Source organism: Allobosea sp. GW821-FHT12C12 (assembly GCF_058807355.1).
In genome coordinates, this window is the sequence record NZ_JBXAQP010000004.1 from 259,075 (window position 1) to 283,241 (window position 24,167).

Sequence of the window (24,167 nt, forward strand, 5' to 3'; positions counted from 1 at the left end):
TCACCCCTCCTTCTGCTTCACCGCGCCAAGCGCCGCCTGTGCCGCCGCCAGCCGCGCGATCGGCACGCGGAAGGGCGAGCAGGAGACGTAGTCGAGCCCGATGCTCTCGCAGAAGCCGATCGAGGCCGGGTCGCCGCCATGTTCGCCGCAGATGCCGAGCTTGATGTCGGGCCTCGCCTTGCGGCCGCGTTCGGCCGCGAGCCTGACCAGTTCGCCGACGCCTTCCTGGTCGATGGTGACGAAGGGGTCCTGCGCCAGGATGCCCTTCTGCGTATAGGGGCCGAGGAACGAGGCGGCGTCGTCGCGGCTGATGCCGAGCGTGGTCTGGGTCAGGTCGTTGGTGCCGAAGGAGAAGAACTCCGCGCTCTTGGCGATCTCCGCCGCCATCAGCGCGGCGCGCGGCAGTTCGATCATGGTGCCGACCTGATAGGTCAGATCGACCTTGCTCTCGGCGATCACCTCTTTCGCCATCGCGTCGATGCGGGCCTTGACCAAGTCGAGCTCGGCCACACCCATCACCAGCGGCACCATCACCTCCGGGATCACCGGCTTGGCCGTGTCCTTGGCCGCGATCACCGCCGCCTCGAAGATGGCGCGCGCCTGCATCTCGGCGATCTCGGGATAGGCGATGGCGAGGCGGCAGCCCCGGAAGCCGAGCATCGGGTTGAACTCGTGCAATTCGGCGGCGCGATGCTTCAGCGCGTCCGGCGTCACGCCGAGCGCCCTGGCGACGGCGGCGATCTCGGCCTCGCCATGCGGCAGGAACTCGTGCAGCGGCGGATCGAGCAGGCGGATCGTCACCGGCAGCCCCTTCATGATGGTGAAGAGCTGGACGAAGTCCTGGCGCTGCATCGGCAGGAGCTTGGCGAGCGCGGCGCGGCGGCCGGCGTCGTCATGGGCGAGGATCATCTCGCGCATCGGCTGGATGCGGTCCTCGTCGAAGAACATGTGCTCGGTGCGGCAGAGCCCGATGCCCTCCGCCCCGAACTCGCGCGCGGTGCGGGCGTCGTCCGGCGTCTCGGCGTTGGCGCGAACCCTGAGACGGCGGACCTTGTCGGCCCAGCCCATCAGCGTGCCGAACTCGCCGGAAAGCTCCGGCTGCTGCATCCTGATCTCGCCGAGCAGGACCTGACCGGCGCCGCCGTCGATCGTGATGAAATCGCCGGCCTTCAGCACGGTCGGCCCCACGCTCATCGTGCCTTTGGCGTAATCGACGCGGATCTGGCCCGCGCCCGAGACGCAGGGCTTGCCCATGCCGCGCGCCACCACGGCCGCATGCGAGGTCATGCCGCCGCGCGTGGTCAGGATGCCCTCGGCGGCGTGCATGCCGTGGATGTCCTCAGGGCTCGTCTCGACGCGGACGAGAATGACCTTCCGCCCCGCCTTCTTCGCGGCCTCCGCCTCGTCGGAATTGAACACGATCTCGCCGGCGGCCGCGCCGGGCGAGGCCGGCAGGCCGGTCGTCAGGACGCGACGCTCGGCCTTGGGGTCGATCGTCGGGTGCAGAAGCTGGTCGAGCGCGCCGGGCTCGACGCGGCCGACCGCCTCCTCCTCCGAAATCAGCCCTTCCTTGGCGAGCTCGACCGCGATGCGCAGCGCCGCCTTGGCGGTGCGCTTGCCGGACCGGGTCTGCAGCATCCAGAGCTTGCCCTCCTGGATGGTGAACTCCATGTCCTGCATGTCGCGGTAGTGCTTTTCGAGGATGCCGTAGATGCGGCGGAGCTCGGCATAGGCGTCGGGCATCACCCGTTCCATCGAGGGCTTGTCGGAGCCGGCCTCCTTCCTGGCGGCCTCGGTGATGTCCTGCGGCGTGCGGATGCCGGCGACGACGTCCTCGCCCTGGGCGTTGACCAGGAACTCGCCATAGAGCGCGTTCTCGCCGGTCGAGGGGTTGCGGGTGAAGGCGACGCCGGTCGCCGAGGTGTCGCCCATGTTGCCGAACACCATCGACTGCACGTTGACGGCGGTGCCCCAGGCGGCGGGTATGGCGTTGAGCTCGCGATACTTGATCGCGCGCGCGTTCATCCAGGAGGAGAACACGGCGCCGACCGCGCCCCAGAGCTGGGCCTGCGGTTCCTGCGGGAAGTCGGAGCCGAGCGCCTTCCTGACGATCTCCTTGTATTTCCCGACCAGCACCTTCCAGTCGTCGGCCGAGAGGTCGGTGTCGAGATTGAGGCCCTTGCGCTCCTTGTAGTCCTCCAGCGCCTCCTCGAAATCGCCGTGGTCGACATCGAGCACGACGCTGGAATACATCGTGATGAAGCGGCGATAGCTGTCCCAGGCGAAGCGGGGGTCGCCGGAGGCCTTGGCGACCGCCTCGACGGTGATGTCGTTCAGGCCGAGATTGAGCACCGTGTCCATCATGCCCGGCATCGAGGCGCGCGCGCCCGACCGCACCGACACCAGCAGCGGATTGGCCGGGTCGCCGAAGGTCTTGCCCGTGAGCCTCGCCATGCCGGCGAGCGCGGCCTGAGCCTGCGCCTCCAGCTCAGGCGGGAACGTCTTGCCGTTTTCGTAATACCGGGTGCAGACCTCGGTTGTGATGGTGAAGCCGGGCGGGACCGGCAGGCCGAGATTGCTCATCTCGGCGAGATTCGCGCCCTTGCCGCCGAGCAGGTTCTTCATCCCCGCCTCGCCCTCGGCCTTGCCGTCGCCAAAGGTGTAGACCCACTTGCCCGCCGCGGTCTCGTCGCCTGCCATCGTCAATGCCTCTCAAACCGTTAGCCGAGCGCAGGAACGCGGCGGCGAGCGCATGGTTGCGCAGGCGCAGCGCCCCGGCGGGGTGGCGTGGTCATGCCGAAAAGCGACCGAACAATCAATCGCGCCGCGAACGTCCGCCTGCGCGGCGGCGTTGCTCGATCATGGCGTGCCGGTCGCGGCGTTCGAGCGCTACGGCTTCTCGCCGAGGTCGCCGACCTGACCGAGAGCCGCGCCGGCGCGCGGGACGGACCTACCGCCGGGCCTTCGCCCCGCGCGGCCAGCGCAGCGGCCAGTCGACGATGCGCTCGGGCAGATCGTCCTCGGCGACGTCGTCCTCGCCGGCGAAGACGCGGCCTTTCACCGAGACGCCGGCCGCGACCACCGTCCCGGGGTCGCCCGAGACCAGCGGATGCCACCAGAGCAGGTCGCGCCCCTCGGCCACGAGCCGGTAGGCGCAGGTCGGCGGCAGCCAGCGCAGCTGGCGAACCGCCTCGGGCGTGAGCGTCACGCAATCGGGCACGCGTTGCGAGCGCTTCCCGTAGTCCGCGCAGCGGCATGAACCGGCGTCGAACAGCCGGCAGCCGACATCGGTGGCGAGGATGCGCCCGCTCTCCTCGTCCTCGAGCTTGACGAGGCAGCAGCGCCCGCAGCCGTCGCAGAGCGATTCCCACTCGGCGGCGCTCATCTCCTCCAGCGTCTTCGTCCGCCAGAAGGGCGCGGTCAGGGTCGGAGCATCGGCCATGGCCGCTTATGCCCGGCGCGGGGCGCGAAGGAAAGCCGCGCCTGGCGAGCGGCACGCCGGCAGCGCCCGGCGCCGTCCCGACTCATCTTTCTTTTGAAGGACTGAAATCTATGAAAATCGAGCCAATACTTCATCCCATCTATCAGGAACGCATATCCCGCCAGATCAAGAGTTTCCGATGCTGGCCGGACAACTGTTCATGCGCGCTGCACGACGCCCTGCGCCTTGCCTCCTCGACCCCTTCGCCCTGCTTGCGGCCAAGGGCTGACGCGCCGTTTGGCCGGCGTCCCGAGCGCGATTCAGCTTGACGCGGGATTGCGTGACGCACCCCCTTCCGTCCGGCCGCGCCAGCGCCTAATTTCGCCTCGTCGAGGCGGATGCCGGGCCTGCCGCGGCACAACGTGCCGCGCACCGGGTGTCGGGGTCGTCGAAAGCCGTGATGGAGTTCAGGAAGAGGCGATGGGCGACCCAGGCGAAGCGCTTCGCGCTCGCTTTCGACTCATGGGTCGACGCCGGGCTCTGGGGCGCCGGGCGCGGGCTCGGCGAGCGCTATGAGCGCTTCCGCAGCGTCATGGATCGCTTCACCGTCACCGGCGGCAAGCGGTGGGCGGCGGAGTTCGCCAGCGAGGGCCTGAACGTCGGCGTCGCGACCGCGTTCCTCATGCTGGCGCTCGCCATCCCGTCCTTTCAGGAAGGCCGCGAGGAAGCGCTGAAGAACCAGGTCTTCGCCGTGACCTTCCTCGACCGATACGGCTCGGAACTCGGCCGTCGCGGCGCGCGCCATGACGATTCGCTGAAGCTCGAGGAGATGCCGGACCACCTGATCAAGGCGGTGCTGGCGACGGAGGACCGGCGCTTCTACGATCATTTCGGGATCGACGTGTTCGGCACCTTCCGCGCGCTCAGCGTCAATGCGCGAGCCTCCGGCGTGGTGCAGGGCGGCTCGTCGCTGACGCAGCAGCTCGCCAAGAACCTGTTCCTGACCAACGAGCGCTCGCTCGACCGCAAGATCAAGGAGGCGTTCCTCTCGATCTGGCTGGAATACCGGCTGACCAAGAACGAGATCCTGAAGCTCTATCTCGACCGCGCCTATATGGGCGGCGGCACCTTCGGCGTGGCGGCGGCGGCGGAATATTATTTCGGCAAGTCGGTGAAGGACGTCACGGTGGCCGAGGCCGCGATGCTGGCCGGACTGTTCAAGGCGCCGACGAAATACGCGCCCCACGTCAACCTGCCGGCCGCCCGCGCCCGCGCCAACGACGTGCTCAACGCCATGGTCGACGCCGGCTTCATGACGGCGGGCCAGGTCGACAGCGCCAAGCGCAATCCGGCGACTCCGATCGACCGCAAGCGCGATTCGAGCCCCGACTACTATCTCGACTGGGCCTTCGACGAGATCAGGAAGCTCGCCGACGACGGCAAGCTCGGCCCCGAGCGCGTGCTGACGGTGAAGACGCCGCACGACCCGGCGATCCAGGAGCGCGCCGACGAGGCGGTCGAATCGATCCTGCGCCAGCACGGCCCCGGCTACAAGGCCAAGCAGGCCGCGACCGTGATCATGGACACCGACGGCGCGGTCCGCGCCATGGTCGGCGGCCGCGACTACGGCGCGAGCCAGTTCAACCGCGCGACGTCGAGCCTCCGCCAGCCCGGCTCCTCGTTCAAGCCCTATGTCTACGCGGCGGCGATGTCGGCGGGGCTCTACCAGCCCAGCACCATCGTCACAGACCGGCCGGTCTGCATCGGCAACTGGTGCCCGAACAATTACGGCCGCTCCTATGCCGGCTCGATGCCGCTGACGGTCGCGCTGGCGAAGTCGATCAACACGATCCCGGTGCAGATGTCGATCGCGATCGGCAAGGCGGCCGGCGAGACGCACGAGGCGCGCGCCGCCCGCATCGGTCGGATGAAGATCGTCGAGACCGGCCGCGCCATGGGCCTCAATACGCCGCTGACCGACACCGTCTCGCTGCCGATCGGCGCGGCCGAGGTCACCGTCATCGACCAGGCGGCCGCCTACGCCGTCTTCGCCAATGGCGGAAAGCGCGCCAAGCCCTATGCCGCGACCGAGATCCGCAACTCGCAGGGCGAGGTGATCTACCGGCACGACCGCGACGAGCCGGCCCCGAAGCAGGTGCTGAGCACGCAGGTCGCCAACGACATCAACTTCATGCTTTCCAAGGTGCCGACCGAGGGCACCGGCCGGCGCGCGGCGCTGGAGGGCGTGATCACCGCCGGCAAGACCGGCACGACCAATGGCTACAAGGATGCCTGGTATGTCGGCTATTCCGGCAACCTCGTCGGCGCGGTCTGGTTCGGCAACGACGATTCCTCCGAGACCAACAGCATGACCGGCGGCTCGCTGCCAGCCATGACCTGGAAGGAGATCATGCAGTTCGCCCATCAGGGCATGGAGCTGAAGCCGATCCCAGGCGTCGCGCCGCCGACCGTCGATCCGAAGGCCGCGGCCATCGCCAGGGCGACGACGCCGACGCCCGCGCAGCCGGCCGCGCCTGCCGGCCCCGGCGCCGGCCACATGCCGCGCCAGTCCTTCGAGGCGCTCTCGGCGGTCGGCTCGATGTTCAAGGCGGTGGAGCCGGCGCGGGTCGCGGGCGCGTCTGTGCAGGCGGGGATTCGCGAGATGAGCGGGACGCGGCTACGGTAGCGCAAGAGTTTCCGCCGACAGTCCCCCATTCGCGACATCTCCACCCCGCGCCGGCCGCACCCTCCGTCAGCTTGAAGCCGGTTCCATCCAGAACTAGGCTTGCTCCCAACGCACCGGCTGGAAGGGTGCGGCACATGGGAGTGGACTGATGAATCGGATGATCACGAGATTGGCGATGCTTGGCCTGCTGGCCGCGGCGAGCGCCTTATTCGCCGGCCCGGCCTCGGCGCAGGCGACGCTGGACGCGGTCAAGAAGCGCGGCAAGGTCTTGTGCGGCGTCTCGCCGAGTTCGGCCGGCTATTCCTACGCCGACGACAAGGGCGTCCGGAAAGGCTTCGATTCCGATGTCTGCCGGGCTGTGTCCTCGGCGGTGTTCGGCGCGCCCGACAAGGTCGAGTTCGTGCCGCTCAACACCAATATCCGCTTCCAGGCGCTGCAATCGGGCGAGATCGACGTGCTCTCGCGCCAGACCACGATGACCTTCTCGCGCGACAACTCGCTCGGCCTCGATTTCGGACCGGTGGTCTTCTATGACGGCCAGGGCCTGATGGTGAACGTCAAGCTCGGCGTGAAGAGCGCCAGCGAACTGTCGCAGGCCGCGATCTGCCTGCTGCCGGGCACGACGACGCTGCAGAACCTCGAGGACTACTTCCAGCCGCGCGGGATCAAATACGAATCGGTCGTGTTCGAGGACAACAACGAGTGGCGCAACGCCTTCTTCTCCGGCCGCTGCGACGTGATCACCACCGACCGCTCCGACCTCGCCTCCGTGCGCGCCGTCGCCAACGACCCCAAGCAGTTCGTCATCCTGCCGGAGACGATCTCGAAGGAGCCGCTCGCGCCCGTGGTGCGCCAGAACGACAGCAACTGGAAGGACATCGTCTCCTGGTCGGTCTACACGCTGATCGCGGCGGAGGAATACGGCATCACCCAGGCGAACGTCGACGAGAAGCTGCAGAGCAAGGAGCCCGAAGTCCAGCGCATGCTCGGCGTCAGCGGCGAACTCGGCAAGATGCTCAACCTCGACAACAAATGGGCCTACAACATCGTCAAGCAGAACGGCAATTACGGCGAGCTGTTCGAGCGCAGCCTCGGCGAGAAGACCCCGCTCGGCCTGACGCGCGGCCCGAACCAGCTCTGGACCAAGGGCGGGCTGATGTACTCGCCGCCGTTCCGGTGAGCCGCGCCACACTCTGACCCGCTCCTGGAATCGCCGGCGGCGCGCCTTGCGCCGCCGGCAGCGCTTTCTGCCGGGAACCGAGCATGCCTTCCCCAGCCTCCAGCCCGACGCGGCTGCTCTACGACGTGCGCGTGCGCGCCGTGCTCTATCAGGTCGTCGCCGTGGCGCTGGTCGTCGGCGTCGGCGTCTACCTGTTCGGCAACGTCTCGCGGAAGCTCGCCGAGCAGAACATCGCCACGGGCTTCGCCTATCTCGACAGGCCGGCGGGCTTCGTCATCAGCCAGTCCTTCATCGCCTACGATTCGAGCAACAGCTATGCGCGCGCGCTGCTGGTCGGCATCTTCAACACGATCTGGGTCTCGGTCTTCGCGGTCGTGCTGTCGACGACGATGGGCCTGATCGTCGGTATCGCGCGGCTCTCGCGCAACCCGATGCTGTCGTTTCTCGCGCTGATCTATGTCGAGGCGCTGCGCAACGTGCCGCTGCTGCTCTATCTCTTCCTCTGGTATGCGCTGATCGTCGCGGTCTTCCCGCCGGTGCGCGAGGCCTGGCAGCCCATCCCCGAAGTCTTTCTCAGCAATGGCGGGCTGATCGTGCCCTCGCTGCGCTGGTCGGGCGCGCACGGCGCCGTGCTGGCCGCCGCGATCGCCGGCGTGGTGCTGGCCTTCGTCGTCGCCGGCCTCTTCCGGCGCAGGCGCGTGGCGAGCGGCCAGTCGCGGACGGGTTGGCCCTTCGTGCTGGCGGCCCTCCTCGCCCCGCCCTTGCTGGCGGTGGTGGTGACGCAGCCGGACTTCGTGGTGAACTGGCCCGAGCGCGGCCGCTTCCGCATCACCGGCGGGGTGCAGGTCACGCCGGAGTTCACCGCGCTGCTGGTCGGGCTCGGGCTTTCGGCCTCGGCCGGCATCGCCGAGATCGTGCGCGCCGGCATCCTCTCGGTCAGTCGCGGGCAATGGGAGGCGTCGCGCTCCGTCGGCTTGCGCGACCGGCAGACCATGCGCCTCGTCGTGCTGCCGCAGGCGCTGCGCGTGATCGTGCCGCCTTTGACCAGTTCCTATCTCTCGACCTTCAAGAACTCGTCGCTGGCCATCGCCATCGGCTATCCCGACCTCGTCATGGTCTCGAACACGACGATGAACCAGACCGGACAGGCGATCGAGGGCATCGCCATCTTCATGCTGGTCTACCTGACCATGTCGATCGCGATCTCGCTGTTCATGAACTGGTACAATGCGCGCGTCGCGCTGGTGGAGCGCTGAGATGGCCACCGCCGCCGAGATGGACGCCCTCAACCTCGTGCGCGAGAACGCAGGGTTCAAGGACCGGCCGCCGCGCCGAGAGCGCAGCCCGGCCTCGCTCAAGCCCTATTTCGGCACGCCGCTCAACGCCGCGATCACGCTCGCCTGTCTCTGGCTGGTCTGGCGCGTCGCGACCGGCGCCTGGGGCTGGCTCGTCACCCGCGCCATCGTCGAGGGCGGGCCGCAGGCCTGCAAGGCCGGCGCGGGCGCGTGCTGGCCGTTCCTGGCGGCGAAGCTGCGCTTCATGCTGTTCGGCTTCTACCCTTACGACGAGCACTGGCGGCCGGCGCTGGCGGTCGCGCTGTTCCTGGCCGCGATCGTCGTCTCGATGATCCCACGCTTCTGGAGCCGCGCCCTGCTCTGGCTCTGGATCGCGGTTCCGCTGATCTGTGGCGTGCTGATGTATGGCGGGCTGCCCGGCCTGCCCGTCGTGACCACGACGAACTGGGGCGGGCTGCCGCTTTCCTTCATGCTCTCCTTCGTCGGGCTGACGCTCGGCTTCCCGCTCGGCGTCGTGCTGGCGCTGGCGCGGAGCTCGAAGCTGCCGGCGATCCAGGTCATCGCGATCGTCTTCATCGAGGTCGTACGCGGCGTGCCGCTGGTCTCGATCCTGTTCATGGCCTCGGTGATGCTGCCGCTGTTCATGCCGGACGGCGTCACGGTCGACAAACTGCTGCGCGCGCAGGTCGCGATCATCATCTTCGCCGGAGCCTATATCGCCGAGACGGTGCGCGGCGGCCTGCAGGCGGTGCCGAAGGGCCAGCACGAGGCGGCGGCCGCGCTCGGGCTCGGCTACTGGCTCGCGATGCGCAGGATCATCCTGCCGCAGGCGCTCAAGATCGTGATCCCGCCGCTGGTCAACATCTTCATCGGCTTCTTCCAGGACACGACGCTGGTCACGATCATCGGCCTGCTCGACTTCCTCGACACCGTGCGCGCCTCGCTGCGCGACCCGAACTGGCAGGGCATCGCGGTGATCGAGGGCTATGTCTTCGCGGCCTTCGTCTACGCCGTCTTCAGCTACAGCATCGGCTCCTACAGCCGCTTCCTGGAGCGCCGGCTGAAGACCGACCACGACCGAAGTCCGGGGCATTAAGGCAAGGCCCGTCACGATAACCGTTGACGCCGCAGCGCCGGCTGGCTCAACTCCCGCCGCTGGCCGCGTCGCCGGCCGAACCGGACAGCCCCGCCCCGTGCGCGTCGCCCATCTTTCCTATGTCATGCTGCTCGGCGCCGGTCTCGGGCTGGTCTCCGCGCATCTCGCCATCGCCGGACGGCCCATCGTCGGGCGGGTGCAGATCGGGCCCTGGGACGCCTGGCCGAAGGGTGGCGGACGCGACATCGACCCCTATCTGCGCGCCCATCTCGCGCGCGGCGTGCATCTGCCGCTCGGGGCCGGCGAAGGGCTCGAACTGATCGCCGAGCGCGACAGCGAGGGCGCGCGCCTCGACGGGCGCTGCCGCTATCTCGTCATCGGCGCGACGCCGACGACGCGGGGCTGGACGCTCAGTGTCGGGGACAATGCCGGCCGGCCCTTCCGCCTGCCGCTCGACCGCTCGGGCTTCAGCGACGCCGAGATCGTGCGCGACGAGAGCGGAGCGATGCGGATCACGGCCGCGGCGACCGCGCAGGCCGGCAACTGGCTGCCGCTGCCGTCGAGCGGCGGCTTCCAGTTCAGGCTTCGCCTCTACGACACGCCGATCTCGAGCCAGGCCGGCGAGCTCAGGCCCGAGATCCTGCCCGCGATCAGGCGGGGCGAATGCCGATGAGCGCGATCGGCGACGGCGCGGCGGTCGAGCCGCAAGCCGCGCCGAAGGCCACGCAATGGCGGCCGGCCCGGCGCAGGGGCTTCGCCGCCGGCCTCGGTCGGCTCGTCCTGCTGACGCTGGCCGGGCTCGTGCTCGCCGGCATCGTCCATATCGTCGCGATCCTGATGATCCCGGTCCTGTCCGAGCGCGACGCGACCAGCGCCTATCTCGGCCTCGGCCTCGGCGGCAAGGCCGAGCTCGTCTCCGGCCCGAACGCGGCCCCGGGCCTGCCGACGCCGCTGGAGGTCGACCCGGCCGTCGTCACCGCCGTTTGCGGCTATGATCTGTCATCGGGGCCGATGCGCGTCGTCGCCCGCACCGGCGCGCTGCCGCTCGGGCTGACGCTGCATCGGCGCGGCGGCGGCGTGATCTATGCGATCACGGACCGGGCCGCGATCCGCGGCGTCGTCGAATTCCTGGTGATGAGCGAGGCGCAGCTCGACGAGCGCGTCGCCCGGGACGAGGAGGGCCAGACCAGCCGGGAGCTGCGCATCGTTTCCGACACGGCGCAGGGCCTGATCGTCGCGCGGGTGCTCAGCCCGCTGCCTTCCGATCGCGGCGACGCCGAGGCGCTGGCGACCGGCGTCGCCTGCGGACTGGCGGATTAGCCCTTGTAGACGGCCGCGTCGCCCTGCCCGCGCTCGGCAGGGGGCTGCGGCGGCGCGGTGCTTTGGCCGCGTCCGAACACGCCGATCAGCGGCAATTTGCAGAGCGGGCCCGATTCGGCTTCCAGCGCCATGATGGCGCGCTCGGCCCTGATCGCCTCGCGCGAGGGCGTCTCGACCACGAGGTTGGCGAGCGCGTAGCGATAGCTCTCGATCCGGTATCCGACGCGTTCGCAGACCCAGAGGATCAGGCCCTCGTTCTCGACGACGCGGGCGAAGGCCGGATCCTGCTTCTCCGGCGGCACATAGGGCGAGCCTTCGGCCGCGCGCAGGCGGACCCGGTCGGCCGCCACGACGCGGGAGGCGTTGGCGCGGAACGGCGCCAGCAGCAGCCGGTCGGCATTGGCGTCCTCGGATAGCCGGTTGTAGCGCGAGGCCTGCGAGGCGTAGGAACCTCCGGTCAATGCGCGATGATAATCGGCGACGGCGAAGGACTGCGCCTCGACCGGCAGGATCCGGGCATGGGCCAGCGCGGAGACCTCGCGCGAAAAATAGCCGCGCTCCTGGGCGGGCATGACGAGCCGCCAGGCGCGGTCGCGCAGTTGGTTCTCGTCGTCGGTCATGCGGAAATACGAGGCGGCCTCGCCGCGAAAGGTCGCCGACCAGAAGCCGAGCTCGGGCGCGATCGCATCGCTCCAGAGACTGGGGCGCGGCCGGCCGAAATCGCCGGTGCAGGCAGACGCGAGCAGTCCCGCCAGCAGCACGGCCGCGAGGCTTCGCCGGAAAACGCCGGGCGGGGCCGCGGCCGGGGTCACACCGTCTGACCGGCCACCGCCGTGCGGGGCAGACGCTTTGCGCCGGCGCCGGCCCGGCGCTTGCGCGGCGCGAGGTCGATCGCGGGTTCCGGTTGGCGCTCGTAGCGCACGCCGGTGAAGAACAGGATTGCGGCGCTCTCGCGCGGCGCGCCGGCCTCTGGCTGCGCCGCCTTGCGCCGCGGCGCGGCAGGGTTGGGCGCGAAGGGAATGACGATGGTCATGACCCGCCTCCTTGTCTGGCGCCGGGGGTTGAAGCGATGCAGCACGAACGCGGTCTTCGTTTCGGTCGAGCATGGCGGCGCAGACCCGCGCCGAGACATGCGTTCAGGCCCGTCTGACCGCATCAGGCCCCGACATGGTTAACGCCCCATTAACGCCTCGCGAATACGCTGCCGGGAGCCTCGAGAATCTGGATAAGAGTTGCCTTCATGCCGAACCGCATCGCCGCCGAACTCGCGCAGCTCGCCCATCTGGCGCGGGACGGCGGCCTCGATCTGAGCCAGGTCTCGCTGCGGGTGAAGGCCGACCTGCTGATGTCGATGCCGGAGCCGCCGGAGGCCGATCTCGCCGCCTTCGCCGAGATCGCGACCGCGCTCGCGCCGCAGATCGACGAGGCGACCGCGGTCATCCTCGCCCGCAAGCTCGCCGGCTGGCCGCATGCGCCGCGCCCCGTGCTGAAGGCGCTGCAGGCGCGCGGCGGCCCGGTGCTGGCGGCGCTGCTGCAGCACGGGATGACGCTGCCTCCGGCCGAGCTCGAGGCGCTGGCCGAGCACGGCGCGATCGAGGCGGCGCAGGCGCTGGCCGAACGGAACGACCTCACCAGCACCGCGACGCTCCTGCTGCTCGGGCGCGACGAGCCCGTGCTCGACCTCGCCTTGCTCGCCAACGCGTCCGCGCCTCTCCCGCGCGCGGCGGTCGACCTGCTGCTGGCGCGCGCCCGCCACGAGCCCGCCTATGCGCAAGGCCTGCTGGCGCGCGGCGACCTCTCCAATGCCGACCTCGCGCCGCTCTTCCTGCAGGCGGGCGCGGAGCGGCGCACCGCGATCCGCGATTCGCTGGCCGCGATCGATTCGCTGAGCCCGGCGGAACGCCGGCCGGGCGTCGCCGGCGAATTGTTCGCAGGCTGGCTCGCGACCGCCGGCGACGACCATCGCGGGGCCTTCGGCGCGATCGCGGAGCATCTCGGCGGCGGCGAGGCTCTTGCCGTCGCGCTGCATGACGACCGCTCGCGCGACCTGACGGCTCTTTCGCTCGTGGCATGCGGCGTCAGCGTCGAGGACGCGACGCGCTTCCTGATCCGGCTCGGCGACGCGACCGCCCATTCCGTGCCGCGCATCTTCGCGCTGGTCGGGCTGATGCGCGAGATCAGGCCGAGCGTGGCCCTGCGCCTCGTCATGCAGGTCGCCGGCACGCGCATCCAGCCGGCCGAGCGCAAGGGCCAGCACCAGCCCGCCATGGCGCCGGGCGGCACATCCTCGCGCGCGGGCGCGGCGCGTCAGGACAGCCCGCAACTCGCCAGCGAGATCATGCGGAAATTCGGGCTGCCGCGGTAACCGGCCTTCAGTCCTCGACCAGCGGCAGGCGCGGATCGCCGCCGCGATCCTCGACCTCGACCAGCCAGAGATCGGGGTCGAAGCGGCGCTCGCGCTCGACCTTCTCCTCGATCGTGGCGGGATCGCTGTCGAGCACCAGCTGGAAGCGGCGCTCGCCGCCGGCGTCGGCCAGCATCTGCGGGGCCGGACCGTAAAGCGCCGCCGTGCCATCGAGCCGGTCGAGCTTGACGAAGATCGCGCCGGCCTCGGCCGCGCCGCGCCGCCGCAGCACGGCGACGCGCCCGTCATGGCCCGTCTGGCGCAGATAGGCCGAAACCCAGAACTCGCTGGTCAGGCGCGCCATGGCGCGACGCGCTCCGCGAGGCTCAGTCCTCGACCGCGCGTCGCGGGACGGCGGTCTTCGCGGCCGCGAGGCCCTTGATCTCGGCGGGCGGGCGGAAATCGGAGCCGTTGATCAGATCGGCGATCGGGTCGCGCGCGGCTGCGCTGCGGGCCGGAACGGGAGCCGGCGCGACCGCGGTCGCAGCCGGCGCGGTGCGCGGGATGCTTGTGACCGGGGCCGGCGGGCGCGGCGCGGCGGCCTCGCGCGCGCCCTGCGGCAGGTCGCTCGGACGCGGCGGCGGCAGCGGGGCGGAGGTCGGGCTCATCGTGGCGGCCGCGGATTGCGGCGCGGCCGGCGGCGTCTCCTGCCGGCGCTCGACAGGGCGCTCTGCCTGGCGCTGCGGGGCGCCGGTCGAGGGGGCCGAGATGATCGGGGCCGGGTGCCGCGCCTTCTGGAACAGCATCGCGTTGACCAGGATCGCGACCGCCACGGCCGAGAACATCAGGAGTAGCAAGGAGCGGCCGGGCTTGCGCGAGACCATCCTGCCTATGCGCCTCAGCGGCGAGGCGGCGGGGGCGCGGCGCGGCGGCTGGGCGCGCCTGACCGGAGCGGTCAGCGTGGCGCTGGAATGGGCGCGGGCGGCGATGGTGGACATGGCGGTTTCGCTCGGGCTCAGGCGGTCAGACGGATGGGTGCTTTGGTGTCGAGGCCCCGGCGCGGAGCCCGGGCGAAGGTCGCGATCCTGACCGGCTGCGAGGCCGCGGCGACGCCGCCGACCGGCAGCCGGACCGAAACGCGCGTGCCGGTGCCCGGCGCGCTCTCGATGGTGAGCCGTCCGCCATGCAGGCCGACGAGCCCGCGCACGACCGAAAGGCCGAGGCCCGTGCCCTCATAGGCGCGGTCATAGGAGCCCTTGGCCTGGAAAAAGGGATCGCCGAGGCGCGGCAGGTCGCTGGCGGCGATGCCGATGCCGGTATCGGAGACGGAGATGTCGATCACGTCGCCGTCGCGCACCAGCGCCAGCACGACGCGCCCGCCGGGAGGGGTGAATTTCACCGCGTTGGAGAGCAGGTTGATCATCACCTGCTTCAGCGCGCGGCGGTCGCCCGGAATCTGCGGCAACTCCGGCCCCAGCACACGCTCCAGCGCGACCTGCCCGGATTCGGCGCGCAGCGCGATCAAGGCGGAGCAGTCGCGGGAGAGATCGCCGAGGTCGAGCATGTCCTGCTCGATCGTCATCGCGCCGCTCTCGATCTTCGAGATGTCGAGCAGCGTGTTGACGACGTCGAGCAGATGATTCCCGGAATCATGGATGATCCTGGCGTATTCCTGCCGCCTGTCGGCATCGAGCACGCCATGCGCATCGCTGGACAGCATCTCGGAGAAACCGATGATGGCGTTGAGAGGCGTGCGCAGCTCGTGGCTCACCGTCGCCAGGAACCGCCCCTTGACGTCGCTCGCCTGCAGCGCGTCGGCATGGCCGCGGGCCCGCTCCTCGTCGAGGGCGCGCCGCGCCGTGATGTCGCGCATCACGCAGACGACGGCGGCGCCGTCGCGCAGGCCGGCATTGGCAACGCGGTGGGCGTGCATTTCGAGCCAGAGCGCGACCGGGGCCTCGCCGCCGCCGTCGCACGGCACGAACAGGGTGCGGAAGCAGGCGGTGCTGTGGCCCGCGCCATGGGCGGCGTCGCTCAGCGCCTTCAGGAAGAGCGGCCGGTCGGCGATGTGGACGCGGTCGAACAGGCCGCGACCGTGCAGCTCGACCGGCTCGGCCCCCGCAAGCGCCTTCGCGGCGGCATTGGCGAAGACCACCGCGCCGCTGGCGTCGTGCCAGGTGACGAGATCGCCGACATGGTCGAGTAGGAGCTGGGCGCGCGCGTCGGAGGCGCGGTGCTCGCGCAGTTCGGCGTCCCGGCGGCGCAGGAAGCCGACCGCGATCGCCATGGAGTGCAGGATGCCTATGGTGACGAAGGCCGGCATCATGCCCGACGTCCAGGGCGGGGGCGCCGCGAACGCGCCGAGATGATGCAGGGTCATGACGCTGGCGAGCGCGATCGCGGCGATGGCGCTGGCGCGGGCGACGAAGGGACGCGCGCCGAAGAACATCGCCTCGGCCGGCACGGCGGCGAGCCAGAGCAGCAGCGGCGAGGCCGCGCCGCCGGTCATGCCGGCCATGGCGCAGATGAAGATCGAGAAAGCCGCCGCCGAGATGCAATGGGCGATGTCGAGACGGCCCGTGCGCGACAGGACGACGACCGCCAGAAGCGGCAGGGACGCCGCCGCGACGATCAGCGCCTCCAGCCCGCCGAGCCCGCCGCGCCAGGCGATGTAGGCGGGCGCGAGGCCGAGGCCGAACGCGCCGACGGCGAGCCGCGTCAGCATGAAGCGCTCATGGCGCATCCGCTCCAGCGAATTCGGCAGCACCGATGGGTGCACCATCGCCGCCACCTGTGTCCTGATCGCCCTGATCGCCATGAAGATCCGCAACGCCCAACCTGTGCGGGCTCCGACGCCCGCGTTGCCGCAATCCTCGCCAGCGCCGGTTTAAGCCGGACTTAAGGCGCAGGCAGCGCGATCGGGCCGGATCCGGCGCAAGCGGGCGATAGCGCTTGAATTACAAGGGTTTGGTGCACGGAAAGCGAATCCGGCGCGTGGCGCCGTGTTTGAAAGCAGGGTGAACGGAAGCTGAAGACGGATCGCGGCATTCGATTCAAATGCAGGCATCCGCGCAGACGCGATCTTCGGGCCTGCGTGCCTATGATGCGGACGAATGCGGGACAGGCCTGGAAGCCGCCCGCCGGAGATCGGGGATACGGAGATGGCCTATATCCTGCGCAGCCTCGCGGTGATCGGCGTGATCGCGCTGAACTCCCCCGTGCATGGCGGCCGTTCCGACAAGGACGACGCGCTCGCGACCGTGGCCTCGGCCGCCCGTCTCGCGGGCCAGATCGACGCGCGCAGCGCGATGAACAGCGTCACGGCGGCCCGCGAGGCGGCCCGGATCCTGGCCGGGCTCGATCCCGGGACGCGCAAGCGCGTGCTCGACTGAGGCTTCAGGCGGACGCCGCGCGCGGCGGCGCCAGCCCGCGCGGGACGACCGCCGGCATCCGCTGAACGGCCCAGGCGCGGCCTTGCGGCGCTTGACGGCGGGCGACGACGCGCCGAAGAGGCAGAGGTCCGCCAAGACCGCGGCGGACGAGCCCCGCGAGCGGACGGCCCATGAGCGCAAGCCTCGACGAGATCAACGCCAATTTCGACCTGCTCGAGGAGTGGGACGACCGCTACCGCTATCTGATCGAGCTCGGCAAGGATCTCGAGCCTCTGTCGGAAGAGGCGCATAACGACGCCAACAAGGTGCGCGGCTGCGCCAGCCAGGTCTGGCTGGAGGCGCGCCGCGAGGGCGGGCCGGGCCCGGAGACGCGGCTGCATTTCCGCGGCGACAGCGACGCCCATATCGTGCGCGGCCTCGTCGCGCTGGCGCTCGCGATCTATTCCGGCAGGCAGGCGAGCGAGATCGCGGCGACCGACGCCTTCGCGATCTATGAGCGGCTCGGCCTCGCCGCCCATCTGACGCCGCAGCGCTCCAACGGCGTGCGCGCGATGATCGAGCGGATCAGGTCGGACGCGCGCGCCGCCGCCGAGGGTTGAGCCTCAGGCCGGCGCCGCCGGCATGATGCGCGGGCGGGCATCGTCCGCCTGCCAGGCCGAGCGGCGCGGACGGGGCGCCTGCTGTCCGAGCCCGTAATGCGCGACGAGCCCGGCCAGAGCCAGCCGCAGCACCACCTTGGCCGAGCGCGCCGGCCAGCCGCGTTCGCGCTCGATCAGGTCGAGCCCCTTCAGGAAGCCGCAGACATCGATCGCCAGCCCGGACAGTTCCGGGCCGAGCCTGTCGCAGGCCTGGCGCACGCGCTGGCGCGCCGCGAGCGAGGCGTCCGAGGCGCTGGCGGGATCGCGCCCGCCGGGGCCGCGATCGTCGGGTGAGAACGCCGCGTCCCAGTTCATCGTCACGCGCGGCAGCATCCGCGCCAGCGTCAGGTCGGCGCGCAAACGCTCGCCGGCGGCGAATTCGGCGGCCGAGATCTGCGGCTGGCCGTCCTTGCCCATGCGGCGATGCAGCCAGAGCAAGGGGCTCTCGCGCTCGTCGACCAGCACCATGCGCCGCTCGCCGTCGACCGAGACGAGGCGCCCGGCGAGCGCGCGGCCGGGTCCGGCCCCGCCGCCGGCGAGCACGAGCCGGCGCGACCGACCTGCCCCGGTCCAGAGCGCCAGCCCCTCGCGGACGAGCGCTTCGGCCGCCGCCATCGGCGCATAGCCGGCGCCGAGCGTCGTCCCGTTCGCGGTGCGGTTCAGCGAAAGCCGGCCGCAGCCCAGCGCCGAGACGAGACCGAACGCGCCGGGCTGGCCGAGATGCCGCAACAGCCGCGAGCGGGCGTCGCGATCCCGGTCGCCGTCGGGGTCATGGTCGTCATGGTCGTGACCGTGCCGGCTCATCATGCCGCCTCCCGGGGTGCTGCGGGAAAGAGCGCGGCAGACAGGGCCAGCAAGCCGCATTCGATCGCCGCGAGGCCGAATTCGAGCCGGTCGTCGTCGCGCCCGTCCTCGACCAGCCGGCAGGCGTGGCGAACGGTGGTGCGGTCGCGCCCGAAGCAGATGCCGATCCGGTTGAAGGAGAGGCCGAAGACGACATGCGACAGATACATCGCCACCTGCCGCGCCCGGATCGCCGCGCGGGCGCCGGGCGAGGGACCGCGCAGACTCCGCGCCGGCAGACGCGCCATCGCCGCGGCGGCCGATTCCGCAAGCCGGGCCAGCGCCGTCAGGCTCGCGGGATCGCCACGCCGAATGAGATCATTGTTCATGATATGTTCCCTCGCTGGTTTCACTGAGGCCGGCCTGCAACCGAGACAATATATGAATATAATCCTAAATCCGGTTTGGCAAGGGCCTTGTCGCTTGCCGCGGCGACAGAAAGCGAAGCATGGCTGGCGGCACGCTCATGGCAGCAGCCATGAAAAAAGCCGCCGGCGGACCAGCGGCTTTCCGGATCGGGCAGGCGGCGCGACGGCCGCGGGGAGATCAACTCAGCGGCGCTTGCGGCGCTGCTGGCCCAGGCCCATCTTCTTGGCGAGCTGCGAGCGCGCCTCGGCATAGTTCGGAGCGACCATCGGATAGTCGGGCGGCAGGCCCCACTTCTCGCGGTATTGTTCCGGCGACATGTTGTACTGCGTGCGCAGATGGCGCTTCAGCGACTTGAACTTCTTGCCGTCCTCAAGGCAGATCAAATGATCGGCCGTGATCGACTTCTTCACCGGGATCGCAGGTTTCGGGGCCTCGGCCGGCACGACCGGAGCGACGCCGCCAACAACGCGGCTCAGCGCGGCATGCACTTCGCCGATCAGACCTGGCAATTCGGACGCGGGCACAGAATTGTTCGAGACATAGGCGGAGACGATATCCGCGGTGAGCTCGATGAAATCCGAACCGTCATTGTCAGCCATAGTGGCATCACTCCTTATGAGATTTTTGGACAGGCATAGGCTTTGGCGTTCGTTCTCCCGGGCGTCGAGCGCCTGCGATGGCCATGGCAGGCGGTCGGTCAAGAACCGCCAAACATGGAATCATCCCGAAAGGAACAACCAAATTCGATGTAGTCCAAAGTTAACATCGCCGCAAGTCAATGCCGGCGGCGCGAATACGATCGATCCTTGGAATTGTTGCAACAACTGGAACGTGTTTATGGTGGCCGAAATGCGAAATTCGCCCCAGGCGCCTGCCGGATGATTGTCTTGTCAACATAGATTGCCGCGTCTACCAGTCAGGCCTCGACAGGACACGAGACGGCGGCGATGCGTTCGACTCCAGGATTGAACCGGGACGTATCGACACAGTTTCCGAAGCCGCCGAAGGCGGCGCTCAAGACGCATGCGATTCAGGTGCACGGCACGACGCTGCGGGACGACTACGCCTGGCTGCGCGCCGAGAACTGGAAGGACGTGCTGCGCGAGCCCGAGCGCCTGCCGGCCGAGATCAAGCGCTATCTCGACGCCGAGAATGCCTATTGCCGCAAGATGATGGCCTCGACGAAAGCGCTGCGGAAGACGCTCGTTGCCGAGATGCGCGGCCGCGTCAAGGAAGACGATTCGAGCGTGCCGCGGCCCGACGGGCCGTTCCTGTACTATTCGCGCTACCGCAAGGGCGGCGAGCATCCGCTGATCTGCCGCAGGCCCCGCGACGGCAAGCCCACGACGGGCAAGCGGCGCGAGCAGGTCATGCTGGACGCCTCAGCCTTGGCCAAGGGCAAGGACTTCTTCGATCTCGCCGAGGCCGAGCACAGCCCAGACCACCGGCTGCTCGCCTGGAGCGTCGACGAGGCCGGCTCGGAACTGCATGTGATCAGGATCCGCGATCTCGACAGCGGGACCGACCTGCCCGACCGGATCGAGGACACGACCGGCGACATCGTCTGGGCGGCCGACAGCGCCTCCTTCTGCTATGTCGGGCTCGACGCCGAGCACCGGCCCTCGAAAGTCCTGCGCCACCGCATCGGCACGCCGACCGCGAGCGACGAGTTGCTGCATGTGGAGAGCGACGCCGGCATGTTCGTCGAGGTCGGCGCGACGCAATCGCGCCGTTACCTGCTGATCGAGGTCGGCGACCACGAGACCTCGGAGATCAGGATCCTCGATCTCGCCGAGCCCGAGGCCAGGCCCGTCATGGTGGCGGCGCGCCAGGTCGGCCGGCGCTACGACATCGAGCAACATGGCGACGAGTTGCTGATCCTGACCAACGCCGACGGCGCCGAGGACTTCAAGATCGTCGCCGCCCCGGCCGCCGATCCCGCGCCCGGACACTGGCGCGACCTCGTGCCGCACAAGCCGGGCCGGCTGATCCTCGACCATGTCTGCCTGCGAGGCCGGCTGATCCGGCTCGAGCGCGAGGACGGCCTGCCACGCATCGTCATCCGCGATCTCGCCAGCGGCACGGAGACGAGCATCGCCTTCGACGAGGAGGCCTATGGGCTCGGCCTCGACGCCGGCTACGAATTCGACACCGACACGATCCGCTTCATCTATGCCTCGATGGCGCGACCGGCCGAGACCTTCGACTACGACATGGCAACGGGCGAACGCAGGCTGTTGAAACGCCAGGAAATACCGTCCGGTCACGATCCGGCGGCCTATCGCGTGCGGCGCGTCTTCGCAAGGGCGAAGGACGGCGCGCTGGTGCCGGTCTCGCTGCTGCACCGCGCCGACCTCGCCCTCGACGGCAAGGCGCCCTGCCTGCTCTACGGCTACGGCTCCTACGGCTCGGCGATGTCGGCCTCGTTTCGGACGCGGCCGCTCAGCCTGGTCGATCGCGGCTTCGTCTACGCCATCGCCCATGTCCGGGGCGGCACCGACAAGGGCTGGGCCTGGTATCTCGACGGCAAGCGCCAGAACAAGACCAACAGCTTCACCGATTTCATCGCGGCGGCCGAGATGCTGGCCGACGAGGGCTTCACCGGCCGAGGCCGCATCGTCGCTCAGGGCGGCAGCGCCGGCGGCATGCTGATGGGCGCTGTCGCCAACATGGCCCCGGAGCTCTTCGCCGGCATCCTGGCCGAGGTGCCCTTCGTCGACGTGCTCAACACGATCCTCGACGAAACCCTGCCGCTGACGCCGCCGGAATGGCCGGAATGGGGCGATCCGATCCGCGACGAGGCCGCCTTCAGGATGATCGCGAGCTACTCGCCCTATGACAACGTCAAGGCGCAGGCGTATCCGCCGATCCTGGCGATGGGCGGGCTGACCGATCCGCGCGTGACCTATTGGGAGCCGGCCAAATGGGTGGCGCGGCTGCGCGCGACCATGACGGGCGGCGGGCCGGTGCTGCTGCACACCAACATGGAGGCCGGCCATGGCGGCTCGGCCGGGCGTTTCGACTCGCTGAAGGAGACCGCGCTCGGTTACGCCTTCGCGATCGAGGCGGTGGGCGCGCGCTGGAGCGGGCAGCCCGCGCCGAACGCCTGATCAGGCGTTCAGGCGGTTCTTCTCGCTGGCGAGGTAGGTCTTGAGCTCGTCCATCGAGGCGAAGCTGTAATCCCCTTCCGGCGTGCGGGCCTGGATCGAGCCGTCGGCATAGATGGTGAAATGCGCCGTGCCGACCTGATAGGCCCCGACGACGCCCTCCTCGGAAGCCGCGGGAGCCGGCGCGGCGGATTCAGCTTCGGGTTCCGGCTCGACATCGGGCTCGGGCTCGGCTGAGTCCGGCAGCAGCGCGAAGGTCGGCAGCGGCTCGGGCTCGCGGTCGGAAGCGGGCTCGCCCCCGGCCGGTCCGGGCGCGGTCGCGGCAGGCTCCTCGACCTTGTCCTCCGCCAGATCGGGCTCCGGCGCGGCGGCCTCCTCGCGCGCTTGCTCGGCCTGCGTCTCCTCCGGCTCGAACGGCGCGGCCTCGCGCGTCTGCGGCGGCCAGGGCGGCGGCTCGGATGGCAGCTCCGGCAGGCTCGCGGCTTCGGGCTGCTCCGCGCCGGTCGCGGCCTCGGCCTCGGAGGCGGGCGGCTCCGCGAACCAGCGCTCCTGTCCCGGCCTGATCGCCGTCATCCAGCCGGCGGCGTCGTCGATCTCGCTGTCGGCCGGCACGCGCCGTTCGCCCGCAAGCGCCGGGGTGGCCTCGTCGCCCGATTCCGCGCGGCTGCCGCCCAGCGCCAGCCGGTCCCGGAGCCGGTCGAAATCCTCGTCGAGGGAGGGCGCGGCGACGCTCTCGCGCAGAGCGAGCCCCGATGCCGCCGGCTCGCGATCGGCTGGCTCGGCCGAACCTAGGGGCTCGGGCAGGTCTTGCGGCTCGTCCCCTGCGGCCTTGAAATCCGCCGTCGCCTCGCTCAGGGCGGCCTCGAACTCGTCCGGCGTCGCCACCGGCAAAAGCCCGGCCTCCTGCTTCGCTTCGGACTCCGGCTCGCTTTCCGGCGCGGCCGATCCGGTCCAGCGCGAGGGCGACCAGGGCGCGGCGGGCTCGGTGGTGGGAGCATCGTCCGCCGCATGCGGGACGGCGAACAGATCCGGCTCGTCGTCACGCGCCGCCTCGTCGGTCCTGGGATCGGACGGCCCGTCGGGATCGCGCAGGGCCGCCGCGACGGCCCCGGCGGCCAGGACGCCGCCGGCCGCGGCCGCTCCGCCGATCGCCGCCGGACCCACGCGCAGGCCGCCATCGACGACGGGCGGCGCTCGCGGAGCGAGCGCGGCGCCGGGAGCCGGCTCGCGCTCCTCGCGGGCATGGGCCATCGAGGCGACCGAGACCGCCATGGCCGCGTTGGTCAGTTGGGCGCGCACGCGCCGCAGCTCGGCGAGAACCCGCGACAGCGCCAGCATCAGCACGCCCGCCGTCATCAGCACGGCGCCGACGATGACCAGCGTGAAGCCGCGCTCGATCAGGAGATAGGGCCAGCCCTCGACGATCGCGTAGGCGCCGCCTGCAAGAAATCCGAGACCCACCACAACGAAGATGATGCTCAATGCGATATCCTTGGCGAGGCTTCCGCTCGGGAGCCTGCGACGCGCCCGACGGCGTCGATCATCTAACGTATTGAATAAGAGAGAGTTTCAATTTCTCGCCCGGATAGGGCGATGAATGGGGCATGAGTGAGGCGAAGCCCCGGCCTCGCGACCGCCGACGCGATCGCGCCGAAGGCATCGCCGCCTTGCCCGCGCCGCCGGTTGCCGGAGCGGCGGCGGAGGCTTAACTAGAACGCGAATGGCGGGAGGTTCCGCCGGATATCGGGACGATGCCGGCGCGGCTCCATCGGTGGCCCGCGCGCCGGAACCGTCACGGTGTCCATTCGTTTCATCGCCAAGCCATTCGCGGAATTCACGAATTGCCCCATCTCAAGGAGAGGCCCGATGACCTTCACCCTGCCCGATCTGCCCTATGCCCATGACGCGCTGCAGCCCTTCATGTCGAAGGAGACGCTGGAATATCACCACGACAAGCACCATCAGGCCTACGTCACCAACGGCAACAACGCGATCAAGGGCACCGAATTTGAGGGCAAGTCGCTCGAGGAGATCGTCAAGGCCTCGCATGGCAAGAACCCGGCCGTGTTCAACAATGCCGGCCAGCACTACAACCATCTGCACTTCTGGAAGTGGATGAAGCCCAATGGCGGCGGCAAGCTGCCCGGCGCGCTGGAGAAGGCCGTCGTCGACTCGTTCGGCTCGGTCGAGAAGTTCAAGGAAGACTTCGTCGCCGCCGGCGTCGGCCAGTTCGGCTCGGGCTGGGCCTGGCTCGAGGTCAAGGGCGGCAAGCTCGCCGTCAGCAAGACGCCGAACGGCGAAAGCCCGCTGGTCAACGGAGCGACCCCGATCCTCGGTGTCGACGTCTGGGAACACTCCTACTACATCGACTACCGCAACCGCCGCCCCGACTACCTCAAGGCCTTCCTCGAGAGCCTGGTGAACTGGGAATACGTCGCGGAGCTCCACGACGGCGCCGCCAAGGCCTGAACCTCAC

22 protein-coding genes are annotated in these 24,167 nt (G+C 69.9%); 11 read left to right on the forward strand and 11 right to left on the reverse strand.

Annotated elements, in window-relative coordinates; genetic code table 11:
* Both ppdK and AC1RRW_RS07970 read right to left on the reverse strand, forming a co-directional pair.
* The gene (gene ppdK, locus AC1RRW_RS07965) at positions 1-2,700 is read right to left on the reverse strand and encodes a pyruvate, phosphate dikinase (protein ID WP_492900118.1); all 2,700 of its coding nucleotides are present in this window, start codon (positions 2,698-2,700) and stop codon (positions 1-3) included.
* A gap of 250 nt (positions 2,701-2,950) precedes the next feature.
* Positions 2,951-3,442: a YcgN family cysteine cluster protein gene (locus AC1RRW_RS07970; RefSeq protein WP_492900119.1), complete on the reverse strand. Its 492-nt coding sequence runs from the start codon at positions 3,440-3,442 to the stop codon at positions 2,951-2,953.
* A gap of 439 nt (positions 3,443-3,881) precedes the next feature.
* Between AC1RRW_RS07970 and AC1RRW_RS07975 the strand changes: the two genes are divergently transcribed.
* The 6 genes from AC1RRW_RS07975 to AC1RRW_RS08000 all read left to right on the forward strand — a co-directional run bounded on the left by AC1RRW_RS07975 (position 3,882) and on the right by AC1RRW_RS08000 (position 10,998).
* The gene (locus AC1RRW_RS07975) at positions 3,882-6,107 is read left to right on the forward strand and encodes a transglycosylase domain-containing protein (protein ID WP_492900120.1); all 2,226 of its coding nucleotides are present in this window, start codon (positions 3,882-3,884) and stop codon (positions 6,105-6,107) included.
* Positions 6,108-6,255: 148 nt separating this feature from the next.
* Entirely contained in the window at positions 6,256-7,287 is a 1,032-nt protein-coding gene (locus tag AC1RRW_RS07980) for an amino acid ABC transporter substrate-binding protein (RefSeq protein ID WP_492900121.1), read from the forward strand.
* Positions 7,288-7,370: 83 nt separating this feature from the next.
* On the forward strand, positions 7,371-8,543 hold the full coding sequence (locus AC1RRW_RS07985; protein WP_492900123.1) for an amino acid ABC transporter permease: 1,173 nt from the start codon (positions 7,371-7,373) through the stop codon (positions 8,541-8,543).
* A gap of 1 nt (position 8,544) precedes the next feature.
* Positions 8,545-9,678 carry an amino acid ABC transporter permease gene (locus AC1RRW_RS07990; RefSeq protein ID WP_492900124.1) on the forward strand — a complete coding sequence of 378 codons (1,134 nt, stop codon included), beginning with the start codon at positions 8,545-8,547 and terminating at the stop codon, positions 9,676-9,678.
* Positions 9,679-9,775: 97 nt separating this feature from the next.
* Entirely contained in the window at positions 9,776-10,351 is a 576-nt protein-coding gene (locus AC1RRW_RS07995) for a DUF1214 domain-containing protein (RefSeq protein WP_492900125.1), read from the forward strand.
* Positions 10,348-10,998, forward strand: coding sequence for a DUF1254 domain-containing protein (locus AC1RRW_RS08000; protein ID WP_492900126.1), 651 nt, complete (start codon positions 10,348-10,350; stop codon positions 10,996-10,998). The genes AC1RRW_RS07995 and AC1RRW_RS08000 overlap by 4 nt, the downstream gene beginning before the upstream one ends.
* Here AC1RRW_RS08000 and AC1RRW_RS08005 read toward each other — a convergent pair.
* Positions 10,995-11,810 carry a hypothetical protein gene (locus AC1RRW_RS08005; RefSeq protein ID WP_492900127.1) on the reverse strand — a complete coding sequence of 272 codons (816 nt, stop codon included), beginning with the start codon at positions 11,808-11,810 and terminating at the stop codon, positions 10,995-10,997. The two genes, AC1RRW_RS08000 and AC1RRW_RS08005, sit on opposite strands and share 4 nt — an antisense overlap.
* A complete protein-coding gene (locus AC1RRW_RS08010; protein WP_492900129.1) occupies positions 11,807-12,031 on the reverse strand; it encodes a hypothetical protein in 225 nt (74 codons plus the stop codon). The genes AC1RRW_RS08005 and AC1RRW_RS08010 overlap by 4 nt, the downstream gene beginning before the upstream one ends.
* A 207-nt stretch (positions 12,032-12,238) precedes the next feature.
* On the opposite strand from AC1RRW_RS08010, the gene AC1RRW_RS08015 reads away from it, so the two are divergent.
* Complete coding sequence (locus AC1RRW_RS08015; protein ID WP_492900130.1) at positions 12,239-13,363, forward strand: hypothetical protein; 1,125 nt, start codon at positions 12,239-12,241, stop codon at positions 13,361-13,363.
* A 7-nt stretch (positions 13,364-13,370) separates the two neighbouring features.
* Here the strand turns inward: AC1RRW_RS08015 and AC1RRW_RS08020 are convergent, their stop codons facing one another.
* From AC1RRW_RS08020 to AC1RRW_RS08030, 3 genes are read right to left on the reverse strand one after another with little or no spacing between them, the layout of a single operon-like run.
* Complete coding sequence (locus AC1RRW_RS08020) at positions 13,371-13,706, reverse strand: DUF1491 family protein (protein WP_492900131.1); 336 nt, start codon at positions 13,704-13,706, stop codon at positions 13,371-13,373.
* Between the two features lie 22 nt (positions 13,707-13,728).
* Entirely contained in the window at positions 13,729-14,340 is a 612-nt protein-coding gene (locus AC1RRW_RS08025) for a hypothetical protein (protein WP_492900133.1), read from the reverse strand.
* A gap of 17 nt (positions 14,341-14,357) precedes the next feature.
* Positions 14,358-16,160: a sensor histidine kinase gene (locus tag AC1RRW_RS08030; RefSeq protein ID WP_492900134.1), complete on the reverse strand. Its 1,803-nt coding sequence runs from the start codon at positions 16,158-16,160 to the stop codon at positions 14,358-14,360.
* A gap of 343 nt (positions 16,161-16,503) precedes the next feature.
* Here AC1RRW_RS08030 and AC1RRW_RS08035 point away from each other — a divergent pair, with 343 nt between their 5' ends.
* Together AC1RRW_RS08035 and AC1RRW_RS08040 are read left to right on the forward strand one after the other, a co-directional pair.
* Complete coding sequence (locus tag AC1RRW_RS08035) at positions 16,504-16,734, forward strand: hypothetical protein (RefSeq protein ID WP_492900136.1); 231 nt, start codon at positions 16,504-16,506, stop codon at positions 16,732-16,734.
* Positions 16,735-16,904: 170 nt separating this feature from the next.
* The gene (locus tag AC1RRW_RS08040) at positions 16,905-17,333 is read left to right on the forward strand and encodes a SufE family protein (protein WP_492900137.1); all 429 of its coding nucleotides are present in this window, start codon (positions 16,905-16,907) and stop codon (positions 17,331-17,333) included.
* Between the two features lie 3 nt (positions 17,334-17,336).
* On the opposite strand, the gene AC1RRW_RS08045 is transcribed toward AC1RRW_RS08040, so the two are convergent.
* The 3 genes from AC1RRW_RS08045 to AC1RRW_RS08055 all read right to left on the reverse strand — a co-directional run bounded on the left by AC1RRW_RS08045 (position 17,337) and on the right by AC1RRW_RS08055 (position 19,183).
* On the reverse strand, positions 17,337-18,176 hold the full coding sequence (locus AC1RRW_RS08045; protein ID WP_492900138.1) for a DUF6456 domain-containing protein: 840 nt from the start codon (positions 18,174-18,176) through the stop codon (positions 17,337-17,339).
* On the reverse strand, positions 18,176-18,544 hold the full coding sequence (locus AC1RRW_RS08050; RefSeq protein WP_492900139.1) for a helix-turn-helix domain-containing protein: 369 nt from the start codon (positions 18,542-18,544) through the stop codon (positions 18,176-18,178). The genes AC1RRW_RS08045 and AC1RRW_RS08050 overlap by 1 nt, the downstream gene beginning before the upstream one ends.
* A gap of 222 nt (positions 18,545-18,766) precedes the next feature.
* A complete protein-coding gene (locus AC1RRW_RS08055; RefSeq protein WP_492900231.1) occupies positions 18,767-19,183 on the reverse strand; it encodes a Ros/MucR family transcriptional regulator in 417 nt (138 codons plus the stop codon).
* Between the two features lie 348 nt (positions 19,184-19,531).
* Here AC1RRW_RS08055 and AC1RRW_RS08060 point away from each other — a divergent pair, with 348 nt between their 5' ends.
* The gene (locus AC1RRW_RS08060; RefSeq protein WP_492900140.1) at positions 19,532-21,694 is read left to right on the forward strand and encodes a S9 family peptidase; all 2,163 of its coding nucleotides are present in this window, start codon (positions 19,532-19,534) and stop codon (positions 21,692-21,694) included.
* Here the strand turns inward: AC1RRW_RS08060 and AC1RRW_RS08065 are convergent, their stop codons facing one another.
* Complete coding sequence (locus AC1RRW_RS08065) at positions 21,695-23,173, reverse strand: hypothetical protein (RefSeq protein ID WP_492900141.1); 1,479 nt, start codon at positions 23,171-23,173, stop codon at positions 21,695-21,697.
* 384 nt (positions 23,174-23,557) lie between these two features.
* Here AC1RRW_RS08065 and AC1RRW_RS08070 point away from each other — a divergent pair, with 384 nt between their 5' ends.
* Positions 23,558-24,160, forward strand: a complete 603-nt coding sequence (locus AC1RRW_RS08070) for a superoxide dismutase (protein WP_492900142.1) — start codon at positions 23,558-23,560, stop codon at positions 24,158-24,160.
* Positions 24,161-24,167: the final 7 nt, after the last annotated feature.

Coding starts and splice junctions, on each gene's coding strand:
- ppdK (WP_492900118.1), bottom strand. CDS start 2,700: ATGGCAGGCGACGAGACCGCGGCGGGCAAGTGGGTCTACACCTTTGGC.
- AC1RRW_RS07970 (WP_492900119.1), bottom strand. CDS start 3,442: ATGGCCGATGCTCCGACCCTGACCGCGCCCTTCTGGCGGACGAAGACG.
- AC1RRW_RS07975 (WP_492900120.1), top strand. CDS start 3,882: ATGGAGTTCAGGAAGAGGCGATGGGCGACCCAGGCGAAGCGCTTCGCG.
- AC1RRW_RS07980 (WP_492900121.1), top strand. CDS start 6,256: ATGAATCGGATGATCACGAGATTGGCGATGCTTGGCCTGCTGGCCGCG.
- AC1RRW_RS07985 (WP_492900123.1), top strand. CDS start 7,371: ATGCCTTCCCCAGCCTCCAGCCCGACGCGGCTGCTCTACGACGTGCGC.
- AC1RRW_RS07990 (WP_492900124.1), top strand. CDS start 8,545: ATGGCCACCGCCGCCGAGATGGACGCCCTCAACCTCGTGCGCGAGAAC.
- AC1RRW_RS08000 (WP_492900126.1), top strand. CDS start 10,348: ATGAGCGCGATCGGCGACGGCGCGGCGGTCGAGCCGCAAGCCGCGCCG.
- AC1RRW_RS08010 (WP_492900129.1), bottom strand. CDS start 12,031: ATGACCATCGTCATTCCCTTCGCGCCCAACCCTGCCGCGCCGCGGCGC.
- AC1RRW_RS08015 (WP_492900130.1), top strand. CDS start 12,239: ATGCCGAACCGCATCGCCGCCGAACTCGCGCAGCTCGCCCATCTGGCG.
- AC1RRW_RS08020 (WP_492900131.1), bottom strand. CDS start 13,706: ATGGCGCGCCTGACCAGCGAGTTCTGGGTTTCGGCCTATCTGCGCCAG.
- AC1RRW_RS08025 (WP_492900133.1), bottom strand. CDS start 14,340: ATGTCCACCATCGCCGCCCGCGCCCATTCCAGCGCCACGCTGACCGCT.
- AC1RRW_RS08030 (WP_492900134.1), bottom strand. CDS start 16,160: ATGGCGATCAGGGCGATCAGGACACAGGTGGCGGCGATGGTGCACCCA.
- AC1RRW_RS08035 (WP_492900136.1), top strand. CDS start 16,504: ATGGCCTATATCCTGCGCAGCCTCGCGGTGATCGGCGTGATCGCGCTG.
- AC1RRW_RS08040 (WP_492900137.1), top strand. CDS start 16,905: ATGAGCGCAAGCCTCGACGAGATCAACGCCAATTTCGACCTGCTCGAG.
- AC1RRW_RS08045 (WP_492900138.1), bottom strand. CDS start 18,176: ATGAGCCGGCACGGTCACGACCATGACGACCATGACCCCGACGGCGAC.
- AC1RRW_RS08050 (WP_492900139.1), bottom strand. CDS start 18,544: ATGAACAATGATCTCATTCGGCGTGGCGATCCCGCGAGCCTGACGGCG.
- AC1RRW_RS08055 (WP_492900231.1), bottom strand. CDS start 19,183: ATGGCTGACAATGACGGTTCGGATTTCATCGAGCTCACCGCGGATATC.
- AC1RRW_RS08060 (WP_492900140.1), top strand. CDS start 19,532: ATGCGTTCGACTCCAGGATTGAACCGGGACGTATCGACACAGTTTCCG.
- AC1RRW_RS08070 (WP_492900142.1), top strand. CDS start 23,558: ATGACCTTCACCCTGCCCGATCTGCCCTATGCCCATGACGCGCTGCAG.